The 23,738-nt window shown below is 71.1% G+C and carries 29 protein-coding genes; 21 read left to right on the top strand and 8 right to left on the bottom strand.

Annotated features, from left to right (window positions below; all coding sequences use genetic code 11):
• Position 1: 1 nt before the first annotated feature.
• Entirely contained in the window at positions 2 to 1,285 is a 1,284-nt protein-coding gene (locus EWH70_RS34715) for a nicotinate phosphoribosyltransferase (protein ID WP_130479842.1), read from the bottom strand.
• 48 nt (positions 1,286 to 1,333) lie between these two features.
• Between EWH70_RS34715 and clpS the strand changes: the two genes are divergently transcribed.
• The 3 genes from clpS to EWH70_RS34700 are packed head-to-tail and all read left to right on the top strand — an operon-like array spanning position 1,334 to position 3,137.
• Complete coding sequence (gene clpS / locus EWH70_RS34710) at positions 1,334 to 1,630, top strand: ATP-dependent Clp protease adapter ClpS (RefSeq protein WP_130479841.1); 297 nt, start codon at positions 1,334 to 1,336, stop codon at positions 1,628 to 1,630.
• Positions 1,627 to 2,184, top strand: a complete 558-nt coding sequence (locus tag EWH70_RS34705) for a DUF2017 domain-containing protein (protein ID WP_130479840.1) — start codon at positions 1,627 to 1,629, stop codon at positions 2,182 to 2,184. Before clpS ends, EWH70_RS34705 begins: the two co-directional genes overlap by 4 nt.
• Positions 2,181 to 3,137, top strand: a complete 957-nt coding sequence (locus EWH70_RS34700) for a P1 family peptidase (RefSeq protein ID WP_130479839.1) — start codon at positions 2,181 to 2,183, stop codon at positions 3,135 to 3,137. The genes EWH70_RS34705 and EWH70_RS34700 overlap by 4 nt, the downstream gene beginning before the upstream one ends.
• Here the strand turns inward: EWH70_RS34700 and EWH70_RS34695 are convergent.
• Entirely contained in the window at positions 3,134 to 3,466 is a 333-nt protein-coding gene (locus tag EWH70_RS34695; RefSeq protein WP_338078630.1) for a PLDc N-terminal domain-containing protein, read from the bottom strand. The genes EWH70_RS34700 and EWH70_RS34695 overlap by 4 nt on opposite strands.
• 92 nt (positions 3,467 to 3,558) lie before the next feature.
• On the opposite strand from EWH70_RS34695, the gene EWH70_RS34690 reads away from it, so the two are divergent.
• Genes EWH70_RS34690 through EWH70_RS34680 form a run of 3 tightly spaced genes read left to right on the top strand, consistent with a single transcriptional unit; the run spans position 3,559 to position 5,249 of the window.
• Entirely contained in the window at positions 3,559 to 3,966 is a 408-nt protein-coding gene (locus tag EWH70_RS34690; RefSeq protein ID WP_130479838.1) for a M67 family metallopeptidase, read from the top strand.
• Positions 3,967 to 4,019: 53 nt separating this feature from the next.
• The gene (locus EWH70_RS34685; RefSeq protein ID WP_130479837.1) at positions 4,020 to 4,298 is read left to right on the top strand and encodes a MoaD/ThiS family protein; all 279 of its coding nucleotides are present in this window, start codon (positions 4,020 to 4,022) and stop codon (positions 4,296 to 4,298) included.
• On the top strand, positions 4,299 to 5,249 hold the full coding sequence (locus tag EWH70_RS34680) for a PLP-dependent cysteine synthase family protein (protein ID WP_130479836.1): 951 nt from the start codon (positions 4,299 to 4,301) through the stop codon (positions 5,247 to 5,249). It begins immediately after the preceding gene.
• 356 nt (positions 5,250 to 5,605) lie between these two features.
• Here EWH70_RS34680 and EWH70_RS34675 read toward each other — a convergent pair whose 3' ends face one another.
• Positions 5,606 to 6,124, bottom strand: coding sequence for a methylated-DNA--[protein]-cysteine S-methyltransferase (locus EWH70_RS34675; RefSeq protein ID WP_240687389.1), 519 nt, complete (start codon positions 6,122 to 6,124; stop codon positions 5,606 to 5,608).
• 82 nt (positions 6,125 to 6,206) lie between these two features.
• Here EWH70_RS34675 and EWH70_RS36035 point away from each other — a divergent pair, with 82 nt between their 5' ends.
• The 3 genes from EWH70_RS36035 to EWH70_RS34660 are packed head-to-tail and all read left to right on the top strand — an operon-like array spanning position 6,207 to position 8,495.
• Positions 6,207 to 6,869: a rhomboid family intramembrane serine protease gene (locus EWH70_RS36035; protein ID WP_420809120.1), complete on the top strand. Its 663-nt coding sequence runs from the start codon at positions 6,207 to 6,209 to the stop codon at positions 6,867 to 6,869.
• On the top strand, positions 6,866 to 7,669 hold the full coding sequence (gene murI, locus EWH70_RS34665) for a glutamate racemase (RefSeq protein WP_130479835.1): 804 nt from the start codon (positions 6,866 to 6,868) through the stop codon (positions 7,667 to 7,669). Before EWH70_RS36035 ends, murI begins: the two co-directional genes overlap by 4 nt.
• 55 nt (positions 7,670 to 7,724) lie before the next feature.
• Entirely contained in the window at positions 7,725 to 8,495 is a 771-nt protein-coding gene (locus EWH70_RS34660) for an MBL fold metallo-hydrolase (protein WP_130479834.1), read from the top strand.
• Here EWH70_RS34660 and EWH70_RS34655 read toward each other — a convergent pair.
• A complete protein-coding gene (locus EWH70_RS34655; RefSeq protein ID WP_205669388.1) occupies positions 8,483 to 9,331 on the bottom strand; it encodes a hypothetical protein in 849 nt (282 codons plus the stop codon). The genes EWH70_RS34660 and EWH70_RS34655 overlap by 13 nt on opposite strands.
• Positions 9,332 to 9,380: 49 nt before the next feature.
• On the opposite strand from EWH70_RS34655, the gene rph reads away from it, so the two are divergent.
• Both rph and rdgB read left to right on the top strand, forming a co-directional pair.
• On the top strand, positions 9,381 to 10,160 hold the full coding sequence (gene rph / locus EWH70_RS34650) for a ribonuclease PH (protein ID WP_130479833.1): 780 nt from the start codon (positions 9,381 to 9,383) through the stop codon (positions 10,158 to 10,160).
• On the top strand, positions 10,157 to 10,759 hold the full coding sequence (rdgB, locus tag EWH70_RS34645) for an RdgB/HAM1 family non-canonical purine NTP pyrophosphatase (RefSeq protein ID WP_130479832.1): 603 nt from the start codon (positions 10,157 to 10,159) through the stop codon (positions 10,757 to 10,759). Before rph ends, rdgB begins: the two co-directional genes overlap by 4 nt.
• Positions 10,760 to 10,778: 19 nt before the next feature.
• On the opposite strand, the gene bcp is transcribed toward rdgB, so the two are convergent.
• The 4 genes from bcp to EWH70_RS34630 form a co-directional block, all read right to left on the bottom strand.
• Positions 10,779 to 11,252, bottom strand: a complete 474-nt coding sequence (gene bcp / locus EWH70_RS34640) for a thioredoxin-dependent thiol peroxidase (RefSeq protein ID WP_130479831.1) — start codon at positions 11,250 to 11,252, stop codon at positions 10,779 to 10,781.
• A 15-nt stretch (positions 11,253 to 11,267) separates the two neighbouring features.
• Positions 11,268 to 11,807, bottom strand: a complete 540-nt coding sequence (locus tag EWH70_RS34635; RefSeq protein WP_130479830.1) for a hypothetical protein — start codon at positions 11,805 to 11,807, stop codon at positions 11,268 to 11,270.
• A 237-nt stretch (positions 11,808 to 12,044) separates the two neighbouring features.
• Positions 12,045 to 12,221, bottom strand: a complete 177-nt coding sequence (locus tag EWH70_RS35735; protein ID WP_165436546.1) for a hypothetical protein — start codon at positions 12,219 to 12,221, stop codon at positions 12,045 to 12,047.
• 43 nt (positions 12,222 to 12,264) lie between these two features.
• Entirely contained in the window at positions 12,265 to 14,109 is a 1,845-nt protein-coding gene (locus tag EWH70_RS34630; RefSeq protein ID WP_240687388.1) for an eCIS core domain-containing protein, read from the bottom strand.
• A 119-nt stretch (positions 14,110 to 14,228) separates the two neighbouring features.
• Here EWH70_RS34630 and EWH70_RS34625 point away from each other — a divergent pair, with 119 nt between their 5' ends.
• From EWH70_RS34625 to EWH70_RS34580, 10 genes are read left to right on the top strand one after another with little or no spacing between them, the layout of a single operon-like run.
• Positions 14,229 to 15,896: a phage tail sheath family protein gene (locus EWH70_RS34625; protein ID WP_130479829.1), complete on the top strand. Its 1,668-nt coding sequence runs from the start codon at positions 14,229 to 14,231 to the stop codon at positions 15,894 to 15,896.
• Between the two features lie 12 nt (positions 15,897 to 15,908).
• A complete protein-coding gene (locus tag EWH70_RS34620) occupies positions 15,909 to 16,433 on the top strand; it encodes a phage tail protein (protein WP_130479828.1) in 525 nt (174 codons plus the stop codon).
• A gap of 3 nt (positions 16,434 to 16,436) precedes the next feature.
• Positions 16,437 to 17,111: a T4 family baseplate hub assembly chaperone gene (locus EWH70_RS34615; RefSeq protein WP_130479827.1), complete on the top strand. Its 675-nt coding sequence runs from the start codon at positions 16,437 to 16,439 to the stop codon at positions 17,109 to 17,111.
• Positions 17,108 to 17,842 carry a hypothetical protein gene (locus EWH70_RS34610; RefSeq protein ID WP_130479826.1) on the top strand — a complete coding sequence of 245 codons (735 nt, stop codon included), beginning with the start codon at positions 17,108 to 17,110 and terminating at the stop codon, positions 17,840 to 17,842. Before EWH70_RS34615 ends, EWH70_RS34610 begins: the two co-directional genes overlap by 4 nt.
• Positions 17,839 to 19,098 (top strand): Pvc16 family protein, encoded by a 1,260-nt coding sequence (locus tag EWH70_RS34605; RefSeq protein WP_130479825.1) that lies wholly within the window; start codon positions 17,839 to 17,841, stop codon positions 19,096 to 19,098. Before EWH70_RS34610 ends, EWH70_RS34605 begins: the two co-directional genes overlap by 4 nt.
• The gene (locus EWH70_RS34600; RefSeq protein ID WP_130479824.1) at positions 19,095 to 21,101 is read left to right on the top strand and encodes an ATP-binding protein; all 2,007 of its coding nucleotides are present in this window, start codon (positions 19,095 to 19,097) and stop codon (positions 21,099 to 21,101) included. Before EWH70_RS34605 ends, EWH70_RS34600 begins: the two co-directional genes overlap by 4 nt.
• Entirely contained in the window at positions 21,098 to 21,343 is a 246-nt protein-coding gene (locus tag EWH70_RS34595; protein WP_130479823.1) for a hypothetical protein, read from the top strand. The genes EWH70_RS34600 and EWH70_RS34595 overlap by 4 nt, the downstream gene beginning before the upstream one ends.
• Positions 21,340 to 21,972 (top strand): hypothetical protein, encoded by a 633-nt coding sequence (locus tag EWH70_RS34590; RefSeq protein ID WP_130479822.1) that lies wholly within the window; start codon positions 21,340 to 21,342, stop codon positions 21,970 to 21,972. The genes EWH70_RS34595 and EWH70_RS34590 overlap by 4 nt, the downstream gene beginning before the upstream one ends.
• Positions 21,973 to 21,982: 10 nt before the next feature.
• On the top strand, positions 21,983 to 22,387 hold the full coding sequence (locus tag EWH70_RS34585) for a LysM domain-containing protein (RefSeq protein ID WP_205669387.1): 405 nt from the start codon (positions 21,983 to 21,985) through the stop codon (positions 22,385 to 22,387).
• Positions 22,380 to 23,501 (top strand): hypothetical protein, encoded by a 1,122-nt coding sequence (locus tag EWH70_RS34580; protein WP_130479821.1) that lies wholly within the window; start codon positions 22,380 to 22,382, stop codon positions 23,499 to 23,501. Before EWH70_RS34585 ends, EWH70_RS34580 begins: the two co-directional genes overlap by 8 nt.
• Positions 23,502 to 23,738: the final 237 nt, after the last annotated feature.

Below are 23,738 nucleotides of genomic sequence, written 5' to 3'. Positions count from 1 at the left end.
CCTACAGGAAGACCGTCGGAACGGCCGGTTCGCCGCTGGACAGCTTCAGCCCCTCCCAGGGTAGGCTCACCAGCCCCCTGCGCAGGCGTTGCCGCGCGTCGTCCAGCGTGGGCAGGCCGTCCACCGGCTGCCCGTCACGCAGCATCGGGATCTGCAACGGCCGGTCGTGCTCGCCGAACTCGGGTGCCTCGCCGTCGGTGGCGTAGATGATCTCGTCGATCGCCGTCCCGGTCGGCTTGTGCCTGCGCACGGCGGACTTACGGCCGCCGCGGGACTCCTTGTGGGTGCTGCGCTTGGCGACCGGCCTGCCGTCGACCTCGACCAGCTTGTAGACCATGCCGGCCGTCGGCGCGCCCGACCCGGTGACCACCGAGGTGCCGACGCCGTAGGCGTCGACCGGCTCGGCCCGCAGGGCGGCGATGGCATGCTCGTCGAGGTCGCCGGAGACCACGATCCGGGTGTCCTTCGCACCCAGCGCGTCCAGTTGTTCACGGGCCTTGCGGGCCAGCACCCCGACGTCGCCCGAGTCGATCCGGATCGCGCCGAGTTCCGTCCCGGCCACGCGCACGGCGGTCTCGATGCCCGCGGTGATGTCGTAGGTGTCCACCAGCAGCGTGGTGTCCGTGCCCAGCTTGTCGACCTGCGCGCGGAACGCCGCCTCCTCGCTGTCGTGCAGCAGCATGAACGCGTGCGCGACCGTGCCCCGCGTGGGAATGCCGTAGCGGCGGCCTGCCTCCAGGTTCGACGTCGTGGCGAACCCGGCGAGGTAGGCGGCGCGGGCCGCCGCGACGGCCGCCCATTCGTGGGTACGCCTGCCGCCCATCTCGATGATCGGCCTGCCGTGCGCCGCCGCCGACATCCGCGCGGCGGCCGAGGCGATGGCGCTGTCGTGGTTGAGGATCGACAGCACCAGGGTCTCCAGCACGACGGCCTCGGCGAAGCTGCCGCGCACGGTCATGATCGGCGAGCCGGGGAAGTACAGCTCGCCCTCCGGGTAGCCGTCGACGTCGCCGCCGAACGAGTAGTCGGCCAGCCAGGCCAGCGTCTGGGCGTCGACGACGCCGGTCGCCTCCAGCTGGGCCAGCTCGGCGTCGGTGAAGGTGAAGTCGGCGATGGCGTCCAGCACGCGCGCGGTGCCGGCGACCACGCCGTAGCGGCGGCCGTCGGGAAGGCGGCGCGCGAACACCTCGAACACGCACGGCCGGTCGCCGGTGCCGTCGGCGAGGGCACTGCTCAGCATGGTCAGCTCGTAGTGGTCGGTGAGCAGCGCGGTGCTGGTATCCATGGCTCAACCCTAGAGAGACGGCTACGGCCGACGTGACACCATGGGGACATGACCACGCCTGCCGCAGCGGAACAGACGCAGGTCGACCCGATCTCGGCCGACCTGGGGGCTGAGGACAAACCGTGGCAGACCATCGTCTGGAACGACCCGGTGAACCTGATGTCGTACGTGACGTACGTGTTCCAGAAGCTGTTCGGGTACAGCAGGGACCACGCCACGAAGCTGATGCTGGACGTACACCACAAGGGCAAGGCGACGGTCTCGTCGGGCTCCAAGGAGAAGGTGGAGGGCGACGTGGCGAAGCTGCACGCCGCGGGCCTGTGGGCCACGATGGAGCAGCCGTGAAGGGTTGGCGGCGCAAGGGCGCCAGGATGGTCGCCGAGTTCGACCAGCAGGAAGCTGCGGTGCTGCGCGGCCTGGTCAGCCAGATGGAGGACATGCTCCGCACCCGGGCCGAGGAGGCGCCGCAGGACGAGCTGGCCGAGCTGACCGGCATCCGTACCGGCCCCAGCGAGGCTCCCAACGACCCGGTGCTGTCCCGGCTGCTGCCGGACTTCCACAAGCTCGACCCGGACAACCCCAGCAAGGAGTCGCTGGACTCGGCGGCCGCGTTGCGCTCGCTGCACGAGCCGGAGCTGCTCGACGCCAAGGTCGGCGTGGCGACGCTAATGCTGTCCACGCTGCCGCCGGAGGGCGGGACGGTGAAGCTGTCCTTCGAACAGGCCGACTCCTGGCTGTCCGCGATCAACGACGTCCGGCTGGCGCTGGGGACCGCGCTGGACGTCACCGACGACATGCCCGACGAGCTGCCCGAGGACGACCCGCGCTCGCCGCACCTGGGCGTCTACCACTGGCTGACCTGGGTGCAGGAAAGCCTCGTCCAGGCGCTCGCCGAGTGATCACCGACGTCGCGGGCGTCCAGGTCGGGCACCACGAACGGGTCGGCGACGGCTGGGCGACCGGCACCACGGTGGTCCTGGTCCCGGAGGGGACGGTCGGCGCGGTCGACCAGCGGGGCGGCGCGCCCGGCACCAGGGAGACCGACCTGCTCAAGCCGGAGAACCTGGTGCAGCACGTCAACGCCGTGTGCCTGAGTGGCGGCAGTGCCTACGGGCTGGCCGCCGCCGACGGCGTCATGCGCTGGCTGGCCGAGCGGTCCCGGGGTGTCCCGGTCGGGTCGCGGCCGCACGAGGTGGTCCCGATCGTGCCGTCGGCGGTGCTGTTCGACATCCCGGTCAACGACTGGGGCAACCGGCCGGACGCGTCGTTCGGCTACGCCGCCTGCGAGGCGGCCGGTCCGCGGGTGGCCGAGGGGACCGTCGGCGCCGGTGCCGGCGCGGTGGCCGGTTCGCTGAAGGGCGGCGTCGGCAGTGCGAGCGAGGTCGTCGGCGAGGTCACGGTCGGCGCACTGGCCGTGGTGAACGCCTACGGCGAGACGGTCCGTCTCGACTCGGGTGTTCCGTACGCGGCCGAGGAGGCCATCGACGAGGGATTCGGCGTGCCGCCCTGGCCGGGGCGGCCGGGCCGGGTGACGCCGAGGAAGGCGTCCGGGCTGAACACCGTCATCGGCGTGGTGGCGGTGAACGCCGGGCTGAGCAAGGCGCAGGCCCGGCGGCTGGCCGTCGCCGGGCAGGACGGCATCGCCAGGGCGGTGCGGCCCGCGCACTCGATGTTCGACGGCGACACGGTGTTCGCGCTGGCCACGCCGGGTGAGCCGGTGACCGGCCCGGCCGAGCTGGACGCGTTGTGCGCGGCGGCGGCGCGGGTGTTCGAGCGGGCGATGGTGCGTGGCGTGCTGTCGGCGACATCGGCGGGCGGCGTGCCCGCCTACCGCGACGCCTGGCCGGACTAGTTCTCCTCGCGCTTGCGCTGCTGTTCCCGTGCGGCACGGCGCTGCTGCTCGGCGCGCTCGCGGACGCGGCGCCGGAACTCGGCGTCGGTCTCGGGGCGAGGCGCGGCCGGGGTGCTCGGGGCTTCGGTGATCCGCGCCGCGCGTGGCGGGCGGCCGGCGAACAGCCAGACCAGCGATCCGACCGTCGGCAGCAGCAGGACGATCATCAGCCAGCCCATTTTCGGCAGGTGGCGGCAGTCGTCCGGCTCGGTGGTGATGACGTCGACGAGGCAGAAGATCCAGAGCGCCATCACGAGGATGCCGATGACGCCGAATCCGAGGACGGGCACGGGGAAACCCTAGCGCATAGCATCGCTCCCCAGGGGAGACGTCGTTCGTCTCACGATATGAACGCAGCCTGTCCACCACATAGGATGGGACCGTGTTGCGTATCCGTCGTGATCATGTCGAGGCGATCGTCGCCCATGCGCGGAAGGACTTCCCCGACGAGGCGTGCGGGGTGATCCTCGGCCCGGAGGGCTCCGACCGGGCCGAACGGCTCGTCCCGATGCTCAACGCGGCCCGTTCGCCGACGTACTACGAGTTCGACAGCACGGAGTACAAGCAGCTGCACAACGAGATGCTGCGGCGCGACGAGGACTTCGTGGTGATCTACCACTCCCACACGGCTACCGAGGCCTACCCGTCACGTACCGACATCGACCGGGCGAAGGAGCCGTTCGCCCACTACGTGCTGGTGTCCGTCAAGGACCCGCAGGAGTACGAGCTGCGCTCGTTCCGGATCGTCGAGGGCGAGGTCACCGAGGAAGAGGTCCAGATCGAGGAATAAACACCCTCGCCCCGAACGTCTGCCCAACCGGAAACACCCTACGGAGGAAACCCATGGCCGTGACCGTCTTCATCCCCACCATCCTGCGCACGCACACCGGCGGCGAGAAGAGCGTCGAGGCGAGTGGCAGCACCGTTGCCCAGGTCATCGACGACATCGAGTCCCGCCACGGCGGCATCAAGGCGCGGGTGGTGAAGGAGGAGAAGCTGCACCGCTTCATCAACGTCTACGTCAACGACGAGGACGTGCGCTTCGCCGGTGGTCTCGAGGCGGAGGTCAAGGACGGCGACACGCTGACGATCCTCCCCGCCGTCGCGGGTGGCGCGCGGTAGATGGCGCGCTTCGAGTCGTTGCTCGACGCCCTCGGCGGCACCCCGCTGGTGGGGCTGCCGAGGCTGTCGCCCACCCACGACGTGCGGCTGTGGGCGAAGCTCGAGGACCGCAACCCCACCGGATCGATCAAGGACCGGCCCGCGCTGGCCATGATCGAGGCGGCGGAGCGGGAGGGCAGGCTGCGCAGGGGATCGACGATCCTGGAGCCGACGTCGGGCAACACCGGCATCTCGCTGGCCATGGCCGCCAAACTCAAGGGGTACGGCCTGATCTGCGTGATGCCGGAGAACACCTCCGCCGAGCGCAAGCAGCTGCTGCAGGCCTACGGCGCGCGAATCGTGTTCTCGCCTGCCGCGGGCGGGTCGAACGAGGCGGTGCGCCGGGCGAAGGAGCTGGCCGAGTCCAATCCGGACTGGGTCATGCTCTACCAGTACGGCAACCCGGCCAACGCCGACGCGCACTACCGCGGTACCGGCCCCGAACTGCTGAAGGACCTGCCGACGCTCACGCACTTCGTCGGCGGCCTTGGCACCACCGGCACGCTGGTCGGTGTCGGCCGCTACCTGCGTGAACACAAGCCGGATGTTCAGATCATCGCGGCCGAACCGCGCTACGGCGAACTGGTCTACGGCCTGCGTAACCTCGACGAGGGCTTCGTGCCGGAGCTGTACGACCCGGACGTGCTGTCCGGCCGCTACTCCGTCGGCGCCTACGACGCGCTGCGCCGCACCCGGGAGCTGCTGGAGCACGAGGGGATCTTCGCGGGCATCTCGACCGGTGCCGTGCTGCACGCGGCGATGGCGGTCGCCGAGAAGGCCGCGGCCAAGGGCGAGCAGGCCGACGTCGCGTTCGTCGTGGCCGACGCCGGCTGGAAGTACCTGTCGACCGGCGCCTACAGCGGCTCGCTCGACGAGGCCGCCGAGCGCCTGGACGGCCAGCTCTGGGCCTGACCTCGAATGCCGCATCGGCAAGGTGGGGCTCGAGTGCGCGATCTGGACTCGGCGTGCCAGGCAGTGGGACCGGGTGGGCGGGAACGTGTAACTCGGGGGTCCGGAACGGTCGACTCGCGGGTCGGGAACGGAGGACTCGCGCGAACGGGCCGGTCGCGTGTGCGACCGGCACCACGTGAGAACCGGCGTCCACATCGTGAGTTATGCGCTCACGCACGCGAGTTCTGCGTTCCGCTACACGAGTTCTACGCTCGAGGCCAGCCACCTCTCCTGCCCGCGACCCGACTTCGCCGGGACCCTGGTACCAGATGCCGTGAGGGCCCCCTTCACGGCATCGGCGGAGCGGGTCGGGCGCGTCACCAGAGGCCGGGCGGGAGGTGGCCCTCCATGGTCAGCAGCCAGCGCTTGGCCTCGACGCCCTCGCCGCCGCTGAAGCCGCCCAGCCCGTTGCCGGCCACCACCCGGTGACAGGGCACGACGATCGGGATCGGGTTGCTGCCCATGATCGACCCGATACCCCGCGCGGGAATGCCCGAGCCACTGCGCTGCGCCAGCTCGCCGTAGGTGACCACGGAGCCGTACGGCACCGTCTCGTACAGCGTGCCCAGCACGGTGCGCTGGGCACGTGAGGTCAGCCGCCAGTCCACCGGAGTGGTGAACTCCGTGCGTTCCCCGGCGAAGTACCCGGCCAGCTCCGCGCGGATTCCGTCGGTCCGCTCCGCGTCCTCGACCACCGTCGCGCCGACCCGGGCCGCGATGCCCTCGCGGACCTCCGGGGTGTCGAAGAAATGCGTCGCGACCAGGCCGTCCTCGGTGACGGCGGCCAGCACGTGGCCCACCTCCGTCGGCAGGCCGGCGAACGCCACCGTCGTCATACCCGCCATTGTGCCCCCAGGCACCGACACCAGGGGATTTCCCCGAGGTGCCAGGCCGGTGATCCGTCGTAGCCTGGATCACGTGAGCACTCTGCCAGAGCAACCCGTCCCGTCGGGCCAGCAGCCGGAGACCAACCCGGCGAAGCGGCTGCTGCCGGCCAATCCCAAGGCCGCCGCCATCGTGGTCCTGGCGTTCACGGCCATGCTCTACCTGGTGGAGGTGATCGACGCCATCCTCCCGGCGGACCTCGACCATGCCGGAATCGAGTCCCGCACACTGTCCGGACTCGACGGCATCCTGTGGGCACCCGCGCTGCACGCCGGCTGGGACCACCTGTTCAGCAACACCATCCCGGTGATGGTGTTCGCGTTCCTCGCCATGGCCAGCGGCATCGGACGGTGGGCGATCGTCACCGCGGTCATCTGGGTCCTCGGCGGGCTCGGCGTCTGGCTGGTCGGGCCCGGCGACGGCGCGGTGACCGTCGGCGCCTCCGGGCTGGCCTTCGGCTGGCTGGCCTACCTGCTGGTGCGGGGCGTGTTCAACCGCAGCCTCGGCCAGATCGCCATCGCCGCCGTGCTGCTGGTGATCTGGGGCGGCATGCTCTGGGGCGTGCTGCCCGGCGACCCGGGGATCTCCTGGCAGGGGCACCTGTTCGGGGCTCTCGCCGGTGTCCTCGCCGCCTGGCTCATCGGCAGGGGCGACCGGGCACGCGCCCGCAAGCCCGCCGGTAACCTCGGCGTGTGACCGCAGCCGACCTGCCGATTGGTGTCTTCGACTCAGGGGTGGGCGGTCTGACCGTCGCCCGGACGATCCTGGAACAACTGCCTGCCGAGCGGCTGCGGTACGTCGGCGACACCGCGCACAACCCGTACGGCCCACTGCCCATCGCCCGCGCCAGGGAACTGGCGCTCGCCGCGCTGGACGACCTGGTCGACGGCGGGGTGAAGGCACTGGTCATCGCCTGCAACACGGCGTCGGCCGCCTGCCTGCGGGACGCGCGGGAACGCTATGACGTGCCGGTGATCGAGGTCGTCCTGCCCGCCGTCCGGCGGGCGGTCGCGGCGACCCACACCGGCCGGATCGGGGTCATCGGCACCGAGGGGACCGTTCGCTCCCGGGCCTACGCCGACGCGTTCGCCGCCGCCCGGGACGTCGAGGTCACCAGCGTGGCCTGTCCGCGGTTCGTCGACTTCGTCGAACGCGGCATCACCTCCGGCAGGCAGGTGCTCGGCCTGGCACAGGGCTACCTCGAACCGCTGCTGCGCGCGCAGGTCGACACCCTTGTCCTCGGCTGCACGCACTACCCGCTGCTGTCCGGCGTCCTGCAGATCGTGATGGGGCACGACGTCACGCTGGTGTCCAGCGCGGAGGAGACCGCGAAGGACCTGGTCCGGGTGCTCACCGAGGCCGACCTGCTCGCCCAGCCCGGCGACGAGCCGCCGCGGCACGAGTTCGTCGCCACCGGCTCGCCGGAGCCGTTCGCGCGGCTGGCCCAGCGGTTCATGGGGTTCGCGCCGGGGGTGCTCACACCGCACAGCAGGTGAGGTGACCGCCACACGTCGTCAGCGCCACGCCTGCGTGCATGGCAGAGTGCTCCGGGTGCGGTTGACGATCCTCGGTTGCTCGGGCAGCGTGCCCGGGCCCAACTCACCGGCCTCCGGTTACCTGATCGAGGCCGACGGTTTCGTGCTGGGGCTGGAGTTCGGCAACGGCGTGCTGGCCGCCCTGCAGGCGGAGCGGGACCCGTTCGACCTGGACGCCCTGCTGCTGTCGCACCTGCATCCCGACCACTGCGCCGACGTCACCGCACTGACCGTGCTCCGCCGCTACCATCCGGCGCCGCCGTATGACCGCAGGCCCGTCCGCCTGCCGCTCTACGCCCCGGTGGACGCGCCGTGGCGGCTGGCCAACGCCTACGCGCCGAACCCGGCCGAGCGGGAGACGACCGACCTCTCGGACACCTACGACTTCGCCACGCTGACCACCGGCAGCCTGCGGATCGGGCCGTTCACCGTGACCGCGGCCGAGGTCGCGCACCCCACCGAGGCGTTCGGGCTGCGGATCGAGCACGGCGGCAGCATCCTGGCCTACAGCGGGGACACCGGCCCGTGCGCGACACTCGACGACCTGGCCCGCGACGCCGACGTCCTGCTCTGCGAGGCGTCCTGGACCGACGCGGCGGACCGGCCGGCGGACGTGCACCTGTCCGGCGTCCAGGCGGGTGAGCTGGCGCGGCGTGCCGGAGCGAAGCGGCTGCTGCTCACCCACATCGCGCCGTGGACCGACCGTGCCGCGATCCTCGCCGAGGCGCGTGGCGTCGTCGGCGACCGGGCCGAGCTGGCCGAGCGGGGCTCGGTCTACCAGTTCTGACCGAAGTCCGCCGTCTCGGCCCCGGCCAGGTCAGCCAGGTAGGCGGGGAAGAGGTGCCGCAGGTAGGCGTGGCCCAGGGCGACCGTCCGGACCGTTCCGGCGGGCAGGTTGAACTCGGCCAGGTCGAAGGCCAGTTCGGCGCCCCGGTAGCTGGGCACGGAGTTGGTCACGTCGGTGAACCAGTCCAGGAACGTGACCTGGCGCGGGTCGGCCGGGTCGGACGAAACGACGTCGAGCAGCGCGGGCCTGCTGCGCAGCGTCAGGCGGTAGAACTCGGAGAAGGCGAAGAACCGCTGCTCGACGCCCGTCGGCGCGATGCCGTGGACCTGTTCGGCCAGCCGGACGCCGTGCTCGGTCGACGCCTGCTCGGCGAGGCTCCAGGCCCGGTCGTGTGCCGCCCTGCCGGGCAGGGTGCCATCGCGCAGGCCGGTGAGGTAGGCGGCCCACAGCGGCGCGCCCGGGTTGCCGAACGTCTCCTCGCCGCGGCCGAGCGCGATGGCGATACCTCGCTCGATGCCCTCGACGATGCCCGCATCCACATAGGACACCCAGGTGCCCGGCATGCCCATCTCGCGGTCGCGGAAGAAGGTGATGATGCCTTCGATGTTGCGCCAGCGGTTCGGGTTGCCCCGCACCAGCTCCGCGGCCGGGCCCGAGGACAGGCCACGCACCAGCGCCAGCCGCTGCGCCATGCTGAGCCCGTCGATGTCCTCGGCGGTGCAGGCCAGCGTGGTCACACAGCGCTGGACCGGGTCGGCCGCGGTGGCGGGCGGGGCCAGTACGCCCACGGTGAGCACAGCGAGCAGTGCGGCGGTCACGGCACGGATCCGGTTCATCGGTGCTCCCCAGTGTCGGCGTCGACCCGCTGAACTCTACAGTGCTCGGGTGGTGAGAAAAGACGGCAGGAAAGATGACGAGCTCCGTGAGGTCACCATCACCCGCGGGTTCCAGAAGTGGCCGGCCGGGTCGGTACTCATCGAGTTCGGCCAGACCCGTGTGCTGTGCGCGGCCAGCGTCACGGAGGGTGTGCCGAGGTGGCGCACCGGATCCGGGCTCGGCTGGGTGACCGCCGAGTACGCGATGCTGCCCTCGGCGACCAACAGCCGGTCCGACCGGGAGTCGGTGAAGGGCCGGATCGGTGGCCGCACGCACGAGATCAGCCGGTTGATCGGCCGCTCGCTGCGGGCCTGCATCGACCTCGCCGCGCTGGGTGAGAACACCATCGTGATCGACTGCGACGTCATCCAGGCCGACGGCGGGACGCGCACGGCGGCCATCACCGGCGGTTACGTCGCGCTGGCCGACGCGGTGACCTGGCTGGCCGCGGCGAACCGGCTGGCCGACCCGCAGCCGCTGTCCGCCGGGGTCTCGGCCATCAGCGTCGGTGTCGTGGACGGGCGGGTCAGGCTGGACCTGCCGTACGAAGAGGACTCTCGCGCCGAGGTGGACATGAACGTCGTCGCCACCGACGCGGGCACGATGATCGAGGTGCAGGGTACCGGTGAGGGCGCGACGTTCACCCGGTCCACTCTGGACACCATGCTCGACCTCGCCCTGGCGGGCTGCGCCGAGCTGACCCGCAAACAGAACGAGGCGCTGGCGCTGCCGTACCCGGGTGAGCTGCCCGAGCCGCGGCCGGCCAAGAAGTCCAAGGGGAGCAAGTGAGGCTCCTGCTGGCCAGCCGCAACGTCAAGAAGCTCGCCGAGCTGCGGCGGATCCTCGACGCGGAGGACGTGGCCGGGGTCGAGGTCGTCGGCCTCGGCGACGTCCCCGAGTTCCCCGAGGCGCCGGAGACCGGTGCGACGTTCGAGGAGAACGCGCTCGCCAAGGCCCGCGACGCGGCCAGGGCGACCGGTCTGCCGTCGGTCGCCGACGACTCGGGGCTCGCGGTGGACGCCCTGAACGGGATGCCGGGTGTGCTGTCCGCGCGGTGGTCGGGCGGCCACGGCGACGACGAGGCCAACCTGCGGCTGGTCCTCGCGCAGCTGTCCGACGTGCCCGACGAGCGGCGCGGTGCGGCGTTCGTCTGCGCCGTCGCGCTGGTCACGCCGGACGGGGCGGAGACGGTGCTGCGGGGCGAGTGGCGTGGTTCGCTGGTTCGCAGCCCGAGCGGGGCGAACGGGTTCGGCTACGACCCGATCTTCCGCCCGGACGGCGAGGAGCGGACGTCGGCCGAGCTCGCACCCGAGGAGAAGGACGCGCGCTCGCACCGCGCCCAGGCGCTGCGGTCGCTGCTGCCGCACCTGCGGGCCCTGCGCGGCTGAGTGCTTTGGCGGGACGGGCTCAGCCTGCCAGGTCGAGGTCGCGGATCAGCTTGGCGACGTGGCCGGTGGCGCGGACGTTGTACTGCGCCACCGCGATGCGGCCGTCCGGGTCGACGACGAACGTCGAGCGGATCACGCCCTGCACCACGCGGCCGTAGTTCTTCTTCTCCCCGAACGCACCCCACCGGGTGAGGACCGTCTTGTCCGGGTCGGCCAGCAGCGGGAACGTCAGGCTCTCCGCCTCGACGAACTTCGCCAGCTTCTCCGGCTTGTCCGGCGAGATGCCGAGGATCTGGTACCCGGCGCCGTTCAGCTCGGCGAGGTTGTCCCGGAAGTCGCACGCCTGCTTGGTGCAGCCGGGTGTGCCCGCGGCGGGGTAGAAGTAGACGATGACGTTGCCGCCCCGGAAGTCGGAGAGGGAGACCTTGTTGCCCTCGCTGTCCGGAAGGGTGAAGTCGGGGGCCTGGTCGCCGGGGGAAAGCCGCTCGCTCATGCCCAAGGACAGTACCTAGACCGAACCTCGGTAGGTGGCGGCGGCCTGGCCGTCCGGGTCGGGCCGGACGGTGACCCGCAGCTCGGTCGGCTGCTGCGGCAGCGCGAACGCCAGGCTGACCCGCACGCTGTCGCCGGGGGCGACGTCGCGGGTGGCGTCGGCGATGCCGTTGTAGCCGTGGGCCACGTCGTAGAGCTGCTTGGCCACCTTCTGGCCGGCCATCGCCGAGACAAACAGGTTGGACAGCCGGAACGGCTGGCTGCCCTGGTTACGCACGTCGATCTGGAACGACGCCGCCCTGGCGCACTTTGGGTAGGCCGTCTCGCTGGGCTGGAACAGCCGGGGCGGTGCGACCAGCACGCTGACCCCGCTGCCGAACCGGTGCTCCACACCGAACTCGGCCATCGCCGCGCCGGGAGCGAGGGCCGCCTGGGCGGCTGGCGAGCCGCCGTCGGCGAGGGGCCTGGGCGCGGGCGCGGTGGCGGCCGTGGAGCAGGCCGTCAACGGCAGCGCGACCAGGGCGCAGGCGAGGAGCAGGTGTCGCGGCGAGCGCACGGGCGCCCCTCCTCTGGTGGTCGTTGTGCGGTACAGCGGTAGGCCGTTCGGCGTAGGTAGTTTGGCCGACCCGCTCCACTCTGGGGGCACCGAGTGGCTGACGCGAGCTACCCGGGCGGGTTGAAGCGGAGCTGGTGTACGGCCGTGGCCGATCCGTGATCAGGGCTGCACTGGGGGTGACACATGCCATCGTGGTGTCAGGGATACCCGTAACCACATGGTGAGAACCCCTACAGCTCAGACGGCGAGCGCGAAGAAAAGGATGAACAGCCCGAGGCCGGCCATCCAGGCCACCAGAAGCCAGCCGAAGTCCCGCCACGGGTTGACCGGCCGCGCGTCCTCGCCGGGCACGTAGACGCCCCGCATCTCGAACCAGTCGGCCCAGTTGACCAACCATCGCAGCCCTTTGCGCACAGAGCCACTATGACGGACCGCCGGTGTGGTCGCATCCGGCGAGTCAGCCGCCGAGCCTGCCGCGGGTGGCCGCGAACCTGGCGGCGTAGGTGTCCAGCGCCCGGCCCAGTGCGTTGACGGCTTCCTCCCGGCCGTCGGTCCGGTACTTGTTCATCGCGTACTTCGCGGACAGCCGCCAGCTCTCCTCCTCGGTGAAGAAGGCCTGGCGTTCCTGCGGTGTGGGCGAGTTGTCCGACCCCAGCCGGGCGTCGAGCGCCTCGGCCTTCGCCGCGAGCCGTCGCGTCCACGCGTCGAACTGGGCGACGAACGCGGCGGCCTGCTCGACCGGACCGGGACCGGGCGCGCCGGGCAGCAACCGCGGGGCGGGTGCCGGTGTCGCGGCGGGGGCGGGAGCGTCCTTGTTCAGCTCGCGCAGCCGGTCGGTGATCTCCGCCTGCTGTTTGGCCCGCTGACGGGGATCGGCCAGCACCGACGGCGTGCCCGCCGCCGCGTAACGCTGACGCGCCTCCTCCGCGAGCGCGGCGGTACGCCTGGCCTCCAGCCGGGACCGTTCGGTGCTCGGGCCGGCGGGCAGGTCCTCCAGTTGGAAGCTCAGGTCCTCGGATCGGCTCGTCCGCACCGGTTCGAGCAGCGCGGACCGGGTCAGCCAGCCGACGGAGGTTTCGACGCCGAAGAGCGGGTCGTCGCTCATCCGGATCGGCGCCAGGAACTCGGACTCGTCGGATTCGGTGAGGCGGGGATCGGAGACGAACAGGCTGTCCTGGATGCCGTTGGTGAACACCAGCTTGACCCGGACGGTCACGTACACGGCGTTGCCCCGGCGCTGGCGGCGGGCGATGCCGAGCCGGTTGCGGTCGACCAGGTCGTCGGCCCGCTCCTGCAGTGACTGCTGCGCGAGTGCACGTTCGACCCGGCCGGGCACGAGCTTCGCGTCCTCGCGGGACATCAGGTAGTTGTTGATTCCCAGGGCGATCATCGGGCCGATCGCCTTGGCGACGCCTGCCACGCGCGAGCCACCCGGCTTCGCGGCAGGGGCTTTGCCCTGGGGCTTCGGCGCCGACATCGCGGCGATCACCCTGGCCGCGACCGCGGGGTTGCGGACACACATCTGCCGCCCGCCCCGCACACCCTCGGGGCCGATGACGATGTCGTAGTCGGTGAGCCGCAGCCCCTTGTTCGTGAGGTGGTTGTCGAACAGCTCCCAGTAACGCTCGTTGACGACCTTTCCGTACTCGGCCAGCTGGTGGTACGCCCGCATGAAGTCGGCGTCCTTGGTCAGGTCGAGCACTCTGCCCAGCGCGTGCGGGTCGACCGGGCCCTGGATGACCCGGCGGGCGCCGGGATTGTCACCCGCCCGCATGCCGGCGTACTCGCCTGCCACCTCCGGACTGTCGGTGAAGTAGGTGCCGGGGCCGAGGTCGTGGACGTCGCCGGGGCCGGGTTTGACCCCCTCGGCGAATCCTCGGTGCCACTGTTCCTCGGCGAGGCTGATGCGGGCGGACGGACGCACGGGGGAGCGCAGTGCGTGCGGGCGATCGGCGATCTCGTGCGCCTGCCGTTCCGCCGCGTCGCCGGGGTGGCTGAGTTCCCGCGTGCCCGCGGGGCCCGAGCGGTTCTGCACCACGTGGACCAGTTCGTGGGTGAGCAGCGCTTCGCCGCGTGGCGTGTCCGGTGCGTAGTTGCCGGGGGCGAACACGATGTCCTCGCCGACGGTGTAGGCGGCCGCGCGCAGGGCTCCGGCCGACTCGTCGGCGTGCAACCGCACCTGGCTGAAGTCGTGCCCGAGCCGGTTCTCCATCACCTCACGGACGCCGGGGTCGAGTGGTCGTCCCGGCGTATTCCGGTTGGCCGGAACGGCCTTGCGCATCGGCGCTGCGCGGTCGGTCAAGACGATCTCCTCTCCGCGCCCGAACGGTCCCGCCGCGCCGTCACCGCCGCGTCACGCGCGCGTGGTGACGCGGTGGTGACGCGGTGATCCGAAGGTGGCGTGGCGAAGGGAGACAGGCCATGCCCATCAGTCCTACCTACCCCGGTGTGTACATCGAGGAACTGCCGAGCGCGGTTCGCACCATCATCGGGGTTCCCACATCGATTGCCGCGTTCATCGGCACCGCGCCACGCGGCGCGACCGACCGCCCGGTGCACATCACCAGCTTCGCCGACTACGAGGCGGAGTTCGGCGGCCTCGACAAGCAGAGCGAGATGAGCCACGCCGTCTACCACTTCTACCAGAACGGCGGCAGTGAGGCGGAGATCGTCCGGATCGTCCGTTCCGCGAACCCGCCGGTGAAGGAGGGGGAACCGGCCCCGGACCCGGTGCCGAAGCTCGCGACGAAGGCCAAGATCTCGCTGGCGGGGAAGAAGGGGTCGGCGGACGCGCCGCTGAACCTGACCGCCGTGAGCGAGGGACTCTGGGGCAACAAGCTGCGCGTCCGGATCGACTACGACACGCTCGAAGCTCCGGAAGCCCGGACGGTGTACAACCTCACGATCCGGGACACGGCCACCGGCGGCCTGACCGAGCGCTATCTCAACGTCAGCCCCGACCCGACGAGCGCCACCAGCCTGAAGAAGTTGCTGGCGGGTTCCCGTCTCGTGGCGGTGCTCGACGGCGACGACGTCATGCCCAACCAGCACGAGCCGGTCGGCACCAAGGACGGGCCCAAGATCGGTGAGGACCCGTTCAAGAACGACAAGGGGACGGGCGAGCACGCCTGGTACACCGAGGTCGGCGCGGACGAGGACGTGCGGGGCGCGGACGGTGATCCGCCGGAGGCGTTCAACTACCGCGGCGGTTCCCAGGGCGAGGAAAAGAAGGAGGGGCTGTACCAGCTGTTGAAGACCGACATCTTCAACATCCTGTGCCTGCCCGGCGCCGTGGGACAGAAGGATTCGCCGGAATCGATCGTGACCGAGGCCGGGCAGTTCTGCCTGGACCGGCGGGCGATGCTGATCCTGGACTCCCCCCGGGGCCAGAGCCTCTCCGACGCGGCGAAAGCCGAGTTCCCCGCCCTCGGCGACGCGCTGAAGAACGCTGCCATCTACTACCCGCGCGTCGAGGTCCCCGACCCGATCCAGAACAACGCCGCACGGGAGGCGGGCTCCTGCGGGGTCGTCGCCGGGATCTGGGCACGTACCGACGTCACCCGTGGTGTGTGGAAGGCGCCCGCGGGCACCGAGGCGGGGCTGACCGGGGTCAACCGGCTCACCGAGGAGCTGACCGATCTGGAGGTCGGGCGGCTCAACCCGCGTGGCGTCAACGCGCTGCACAAGCTGCCTGCCTTCGGGAACGTCGTGTGGGGTGCTCGCACGCTGGTCGGTGACGACCGCAAGGCCGACCAGTGGAAGTACGTGCCGGTGCGGCGGCTCGCGTTGTTCATCGAGGAGAGCCTGTACCGCGGCACGCAGTGGGTGGTGTTCGAGCCCAACGACGAGCCGCTGTGGTCGTCGATCCGGCTCAACGTCGGCGCGTTCATGAATAACCTGTTCCGGCAGGGCGCCTTCCAGGGCCGCACACCGCAGGAGGCGTACAAGGTCACCTGCGACCAGACGAACAACCCGCAGAACACGATCGACCAGGGCATCGTGAACATCCGCGTCGCTTTCGCCCCGCTCAAGCCGGCCGAGTTCGTGATCATCCAGATCCAGCAGCTCGCTGGCCAGATCCAGGTTTAGGAGTCGACGAAGATGGCCGAGAGCAAGACGAAGCGGCGCGATCCGTACAAGAACTTTCGGTTCCGGGTCAAGTTCGGCGGCGGCACCGAGTACATCGCCGGGGTCAGCAAGGTCACCGGGTTCAAGCGCAGCACCGAGGTGGTCAAGCACCGCAGCGGCGGCGATCCCGCCACGAGCGTGAAGCTGCCGGGACGCACCGAGTACGACCCGATCACGCTGGAACGCGGCGTCACCAACGACAAGGTCTTCGAGCAGTGGGCCAACCGGGTGTGGAGCTTCCGCAACGCCTCCGGTGGCCTGGAGTCCTCGCTGAAGGACTTCCGCAGGGATATCACGGTCGACGTGTTCAACGAGGCCGGCCAGAAGGTGCTGTCCTACCAGGTGTTCAACTGCTGGGTCTCGGAGTACCAGCCGCTGTCCGATCTGGACGCCAACGCGAACGCCGTCGTGATCTCCCACATCAAGCTGGAGAACGAGGGCTGGGTGCGTGAGGAGCTGCCGGAGCCGACCGAGACCGCGTTCGAAGACCCGGCGTAACCGGTGCTCACCGAGGCGGAGCTGCTGGCCGCCTGGGAGGGCGGCCACCGGCTGGATCCGGTGCGGCGGGCGCTCTCGCTCGCCGTCGCGGCCGGTGCCGACCGGGCGTCGGTGGCCGACCTCGGCATCGGCAGCAGGGACGTGCTGGTGCTGGGACTGCGGGAACGGTGCTTCGGCGAGGTCTATCCCTGCGCGGTCACCTGCCCGGCGTGTGCGGAGGAACTGGAGCTGGAACTGGACGCGGCGCAGCTGCGGACGGGCCCGGGAGGCACGCGGCGGGTCGAGGTGGACGGGTTCGACGTCGAGCTGCGACCGCTGACCAGCCGGGACCTGCTGGAGCTGCCCGCGACGGCCGATCCCCGGGGCTGGCTCGTCCGGCGGTGCGTCGCGGGGGACGCGGACCTGCCGGACCGGGTGCTCGGGCGGCTGGCCGCCGAACTGTCCACATGCGATCCACAGGCGGATCTGATGATCGAGCTGGACTGCGCCGGCTGCGGACACGAGTGGCGCTCGCCGTTCGACGCGGCGGCCTATCTGTGGGGGGAGATCGACGTGTACGCCAGGCGGCTCCTGCTCGACGTGCACACCCTGGCCGCCGCCTACGGCTGGTCCGAGGACGAGGTGCTGGCGGTCCCGCCGGCACGCAGGCGCTTCTACATCGAGATGGCGGGGACGTGATGGGGGACTTCCTGGACCGGATGCTCGGCCGGGGCACCGGCGCACCCGTGCTGCGGCCGGTGCTGCCGACGTTGTTCGAACCGGTACCCCAGGCGCCGGAACCGCCAGCGGCGGAACCGGCGGCAGCGGCACCGCGACCGCCGGACGCGCCCGAGCCGTCGCGGCCTCCGACGGTGACAGCGTCCGAAAAGGACGCTCCGGAACCGCGTGCCCCAGCCGCCCCCGTACCGGCACCGGTACCGCCGCCCGCCCGGGCGCTGCCGGAACCGGTGCACCGGCCGGTCGCCCACCGGCGCCCCGAACGGCCGTCTGCCGCGCATCCGGTGACACCGCTGCCGGAACCCATTCCTCCCGCGCCGGTGGTACGGCACGAGCCGGTACCCGCGGACCACGAGCGGCCGGGCCCCGAGCCTGCCCGGCCCGAGCGGGCTCCGGTCGGGCTCCCCCTCCCGCCGGAGCCCGTTCACCCGGAGGCGCCGCCGTCGCCGGAGCCCGCGCACCCGGTCGCGCCGGTGGTTCCGCCGGTGCCGCGCAGGCGGCGGACGAGAGCGGCACGGCCCGCCGTGGCCGCGCCGGAACCGCGGCCGGAACCGACGGTGCACGTGAGCATCGGCAGGGTCGAGGTCCGTGCCGTCGCGGAGAAACCGCCGCCGCGCAAGCGGTCCAGCCGCCCGGCGGTGCTCAGCCTTGACGACTACCTGCGTGAGCGGTCCGGAGGTGCAGCACGATGAGCGACGCCAAGGCGATCGCCGCCGTCACGGAGGCACTGGTGTCCGTGATCCACAGTGGCGTGAAGGACATCCAGGGGCTGGGCGCGATCGACGTCACCGCAGCCCCGCCGCACAGCCTCACCGGTGACCCGCAGGCCATCCGGGTCAACCTGTTCCTCTACCAGGTCGAGGTGGAGGGCTCGCTGCGCAACACCGACCGGCTCGACGTGCTGCCCGGCGAGACCGGCGAACCGCCGCTGCCGCTGGTCCTGCGGTACCTGGTCACGCCCTACCTCGGCGACGACGATGACGTCAAGGCGCATCTGCTGCTCGGCGAGGCGATCCAGATGCTGCATTCCCGGACCGTGCTCACCCGTGCCGACCTGACCCGGACACCGGGCCGGATCATCGACAGCGACATCGTCCAGGCGCTGGACCGGGTGCGGGTCACCTGGCATCCCATGTCGGAGAACGACATCTACTCGCTGTGGTCGGCGTTCTCCACGCCCTACCGGCTGTCCGCCGCGATCGAGGTCAAGCCGGTGCTGATCGACAGCCTGCGCCCGAGCCGCAGCGCGGTGCCGGTGCTCACCAGGGGCAAGGACGACGTCGGCCCGCGTGCCGACGGACGGCTGTCCTCGCCGTTCCCCGCACTGGATTCCGCCACCGGGCTCACGGTCGACGACAGGGGAAACGAGTTCGCCGAACCGGTCGCCGTGCTCGCCGACACCGTCGTGCTGGGCGGTGTCAACCTCGGCGGGGCCGTCCGGGTGCTGCTCACCCACCCGTTGCTGGACGAACCGGAGGAGATCCGCGACTTCGTCTCGGTGGGCGAGCGGGAGGTGCGGTTCCTCCTGCCCGGCGAGCACGACCGGTTCCCGGCCGGCCGGTGGACGGTCGCGGTCGAGGTGGCCACGGTGGACGGACCGGTCGTCACCAACGAGGTCTTCCTGCCGGTCGGGCCGGTCGTCGACGAGTTCCCGCTGGAGGTGACGCTGTCCGGCACCGGTACGGCGAGCTTCCAGCTCACCTGCTCGCCTGCCGTGCGCGCGGGCCAGCCGGTCTCCCTGCTGCTCGGCGGAACGGTGCTCGTGCCGGACACACCCGTCGACGAGCAGCCGCGGGGCCGGATCCTGCGGTTCATCGTCGGCGAGGAACACCTCGGCATCCATCCGGCGCGCCTGCGGATCGCCGGCGTCGACAGCAGGCTGATCGACCGGACGACGACGCCGCCGACGTTCCGGGACCAGACGGTCACCGTGGTGAGGCAGCCGTGACCGGCCTGTCCCGTGCGGAGTGGGAGGCCGCCAACGGCGGCTTCCTCGCCGCGTCCCTGGACTGGCTGCGGCTGCTGCTGCGGCGGCACGCCGCCGAGCAACCCGCACCCGGCGAGGAACCGGCTGGCTTCTGGTCGAGGTTCTCCGGCAGGCAGCCGGAGACCGAGCGCCCGGCGGTCGTCTCCGACGCCGAGATCGCCGCGGCGGCCGACCGGGTCGCGCGGGCGGAGGCGGTCACGCCCCGGCCCGCGCTGGTCGAGCTGGCCACCCGGCTCGGCCTGTCCCGGTTCGAACGGGACACGCTCCTGCTGTGCGCGGCGATCGAGCTGGACACCTCGATCGCGCCGCTGTGCGCGCGGGTACACGGCAACGAGCGCATGGCCTACCCGACGTTCGGCCTGGCGATGAGCCTGCTGCCGGACGCGGCGTGGGAGGTCGTGTCGCCGCATCACGGCCTGCGGTTCTGGCGGCTGGTCGAGATCGGCCGCAACACCGGTCAGGGCCTGGTGGCCAGCCCGCTGCGGGCCGACGAGCGGATCGTCAACTACCTCAAGGGACTCAACTACGTCGACGACCGGCTGTCGCCACTGCTGACCCGTCTTGACCCCGCACCGGCGGCGGCCCTGCCGCCGTCGCAGCGTGAGGTCGTCGGCGAGGTGGTGCGGCACTGGGTCAACGCCCCGGGCTCGTCCGGTCCGGTGCTGCAGCTGTCCGGGCCGGACGACCCCGGCAAGCGGCTGGTGACCGCCTACGCCGCGACCGAGTGCGGACTGCTGGCCTACCGGCTCACCACCTCGGCACTGCCGCAGGTGCTCGGGGAGCTGGACGATCTCGCCCGGCTCTGGCGCCGGGAGGCCGCCCTGCTGCCGCTGGCGCTCTACCTCGACCTCGGTGACACGGCAGGCGACGAGGCACTCGCCGCGACCACCCGCTTCCTGTCCAGGATCGCCGGCCCGGCGGTGCTGGCCACCAGGGAGAGCAGGCCGGATCTCGGGCGGCAGTCGGTGGTGCTCGACGTCGAGCCGCCGACCGTGCCGGAGCGCGCCGAGGCCTGGTACTCCGTGCTGGGCTCGCGGCAGGCCGCGAACACCCTCGCCGCGCAGTTCGCGCTGGAGGTGCCCGCGATCCACGAGGTGGCCGCGATCGCCCAGGGCGACCTGGACGAGGCGTGGCGGCTGTGCCGCGGCCGTACCCGGCCCCAGCTCGACACGCTGGCGCAGCGGCTGGAGCCGAAGGTCGGCTGGGACGACATCGTGCTCACCGACGACAACCTGGGCCTGCTGCGCACGCTCGCCGACCAGGTCGCGTGGCGCACCACGGTGTACGACACCTGGGGCTTCGGCGAGCGCATCACCCGGGGACTCGGCGTGACCGCGTTGTTCGCGGGCCCCAGCGGCACCGGCAAGACCATGGCGGCCGAGGTCGTCGCCCACCACCTGCGGCTGGATCTGTACCGCATCGACCTGTCCGCCGTGGTGAGCAAGTACATCGGCGAGACCGAGAAGAACCTGCGCAGGCTGTTCGACGCCGCCGACGGTGGCGGCGCCATCCTGCTGTTCGACGAGTGCGACGCGTTGTTCGGCAAGCGCAGCGAGGTCAAGGACGCCCACGACCGCTACGCCAACGTCGAGATCGACTACCTGTTGCAGCGCATGGAGTCCTACCGGGGACTGGCGATCCTGGCGACCAACCTGCGCAAGTCGCTGGACTCGGCGTTCCTGCGCAGGCTGCGGTTCATCGTCGAGTTCGACTTCCCCGGTTTCGAGCAGCGCAAGGCGCTCTGGCGCACGGCGTTCCCGCCGAGGGCGCCACTGGGGGAGCTGGACTTCGACCGGCTCGCGCGGTTCCAGGTCAGCGGCGGCATGACCCGCAACATCGCGGTCAACGCCGCGTTCCTGGCCGCGTCGAAGGGAACGGAGATCACGATGGCCTGCGTGCTGGACGCCGCGAGGTCGGAGTTCGAGAAGCTCGACCTGCCGGTGAAGGGGAGTGACTTCGCATGAGGATCACCGTGCACATCGACCGGGTCGTGCTCGACGGGGTCGGTGGTCCCGGCGATGCCGCCGCCGTCGGGGAGGCGTTGCGGACGGAGCTGGCGCGGCTGGCCGGCGACGGGAACTTCCGGGACGCCCGCCGGGTCACGGCACCGGACGTCCGGCTCGGCCCGGTGTGGAACCCGGCGTCGGCGGGCAGGGACATCGCCCGGTCGATCCACAGTGGACTCAACGAGAGGCGTGGCGCATGACCAGGTTTCCCGAGGCGGCACAGCCGGTTCGCGGCGGATTCGTGCTCTGGGACGTCGCCGAGCGCAGGCCGCTGAAGTCGATTCCGTTCCAGTTCAACCCGGACACCCTCACCCGCACCCTGCAGCCGCAGGGGGCGGGTGACGAGTCCGGTGACCGGTTGGAGGTGCTGCGGCTGAAGGGGCCGCCACACGAGTCGTACAAGTTCGACGCCGAGTTCGACGCGACCGACTACCCGGACCGCGCCCGCGACGGCCTGCTGCCCGTGCTCTCGGCGCTCGAGGTGACGATGTACCCGAGGCGCACGGACCTGCTCGCCGAGCGCACGCTGGCCGAGCAGGGCGCGATCGAGATCGCGCCGCTGGAGGCGCCGCTGCTCGTGCTGGTGCTCGGCAAGAAGCGGGTAATGCCGGTGCGCATCACCGAGTTCAGCGTTACCGAGGACATGTTCGACGCCGCGCTCAACCCGGTCCGGGCGAAGGTCAGTGTCGGTGTGCGCGTGCTGACCGTCGACGACGTGGGCTACGCCCACAAGGGCGGCGAGCTGTACCTGGGTCACCACCGGGAGAAGGAAGGCTTCGCCTCCCGCGTCATCAACCCGATCGCCGACGTCGGCCTCACCACTCTCTAGAGGAGACCCCATGTTTCCGGTTACCAGTCGATACCACGGGCTTCCGGTCGCCGTCACCGAACTGCCGGACGGCCGCAAGGTCAGCTACGTGCGCCGCCGGTTCGTCCCGCGGCCGGAGACCCTGGTGCGGATCGGCGAGCACACGGTGCGGCCTGCCCAGCGGCACGACCACGTTGCCGACGAGGTGTTCGGCGACGCCGAGCAGGGCTGGCAGCTCGCCGACGCCAACCGCGCCATGGACCTCGACGAACTCACCGCCGAGGTCGGCAGGCGGCTGCGGGTGACCCGGCCGGGAGCCCCGCCGGTGCCGGAACCGGAAGCCGTCCAGCCCGGTGGCGTTCCCGGTGTCCCCGGCCTGCCGGGCGCGCCGCTGGCGTTGCCGCCCGGTTTCCCGAAGGCGTTCGGCCGTGGCTAAGAGCATGCGGCTGGAGCTCTACATCGGCGGCGTGGACGCACCGGCGGCGTCGGCGGAGCTGATGGACGCCCTGCAGTCGGTCACCGTCAACACCGGTGCCGGGACACAGGGCGGGTTCCAGCTCAACTTCGCGGTCAGCAAGCGGTCGGTGATCACCCGCAAGCTGCTGCCCAACGGCTTCTTCGACCCGGCGCGCCGGGTCATCATCGCCACGGTCATCGGCGGCGTGGAGACGGTGCTGATGGACGGCATCATCACCCGCCAGGAAATGGCGCCGAGCGAAACGCCCGGTGCGTCGACGCTGACGGTCACCGGGCTGGACCTGACCGCGGTGATGGACATCCTGCACTTCCAGGTCCCGTGGCCGGTGATGCCGTGGGAACTGCGGGTGATGGCCATCTGCGCGAAGTACGCGATGTACGGCCTGGTGCCGGTCGCGGTCCGGCCGGTGGCGTTGTTCCAGCGTGGCCCGCTCGAAGGGTTCGACGTGCAATACGGGACGGACCTGGACTACGTCAACGCGCTGGCGAACGTCGCCGGGTACACGTTCTTCATCGAGCCGGGTGACCGGGTCGGCGTCAACACGGCGTACTGGGGGCCGGAGGCGCGGTTCGGCGCGGTCCAGCCGGCGCTGACGGTGAACATGGGGCCGGCGACGTCGGTCGAGTCGATGTCGTTCAGCTTCGACGGGCTGTCGTCAACCGGGTACAGCATCGTGCTGGTGGAGCCGAACTCGAAGGTCGGGGTGTCGGTGCCGGTGCCGTCGGTGTCGCTCCTGCGCCCGCCGCTGGCCGCGCGGCCGGCGTTCACGCTCAAGCACCAGCCGGCGGTGCCGCCGGGGCAGATGTCGCTGACCGAGAGCGGCGTGTACGGCTTGTCGCTGACCGCAAGGGGCAACGACGCGATCAGCGGCCAGGGCAAGCTCGACGTGCTGCGGTACGGCCACGTGCTCAAGGCACGCAAGCTGGTCGGCGTCCGCGGCGCGGGCGAGGCCTACGACGGCCTGTACTACGTCAAGACGGTCAACCACGAGCTGAAGCGTGGCGAGTACACGCAGACCTTCACCCTCACCCGCGACGGCCTGACCCCGTTCAGCGACGAGGTGGCGTTGTGAACCGCGGCGGGGGTGGGTGGCGCGTGAGCTGTGCGCCCCCAATGTGGCATTGGGGGAGTTCAGGTTCCCCAATGCCACATTGGGGGAGTTCAGGTTCCCCAATGCCACATTGGGGGAGTTCAAGTACCCCAATGCCACATTGGGGATTTTTCATCCTGTTTTGGCTGGTCAGTGGGTGTGGGTGGTGCTGGTGGGGTGGTGTTGTTCGTGGTGGGTGAGGACGAGTAGGGCGCGGAG

The organism is Amycolatopsis suaedae (assembly GCF_004214935.1).
In the GTDB taxonomy this organism is placed as follows: Bacteria; Actinomycetota; Actinomycetes; order Mycobacteriales; family Pseudonocardiaceae; genus Amycolatopsis; species Amycolatopsis suaedae.
The sequence above is the reverse complement of the archived record's forward strand: the minus strand, read 5'-3'. Positions and strand labels throughout refer to the sequence as shown.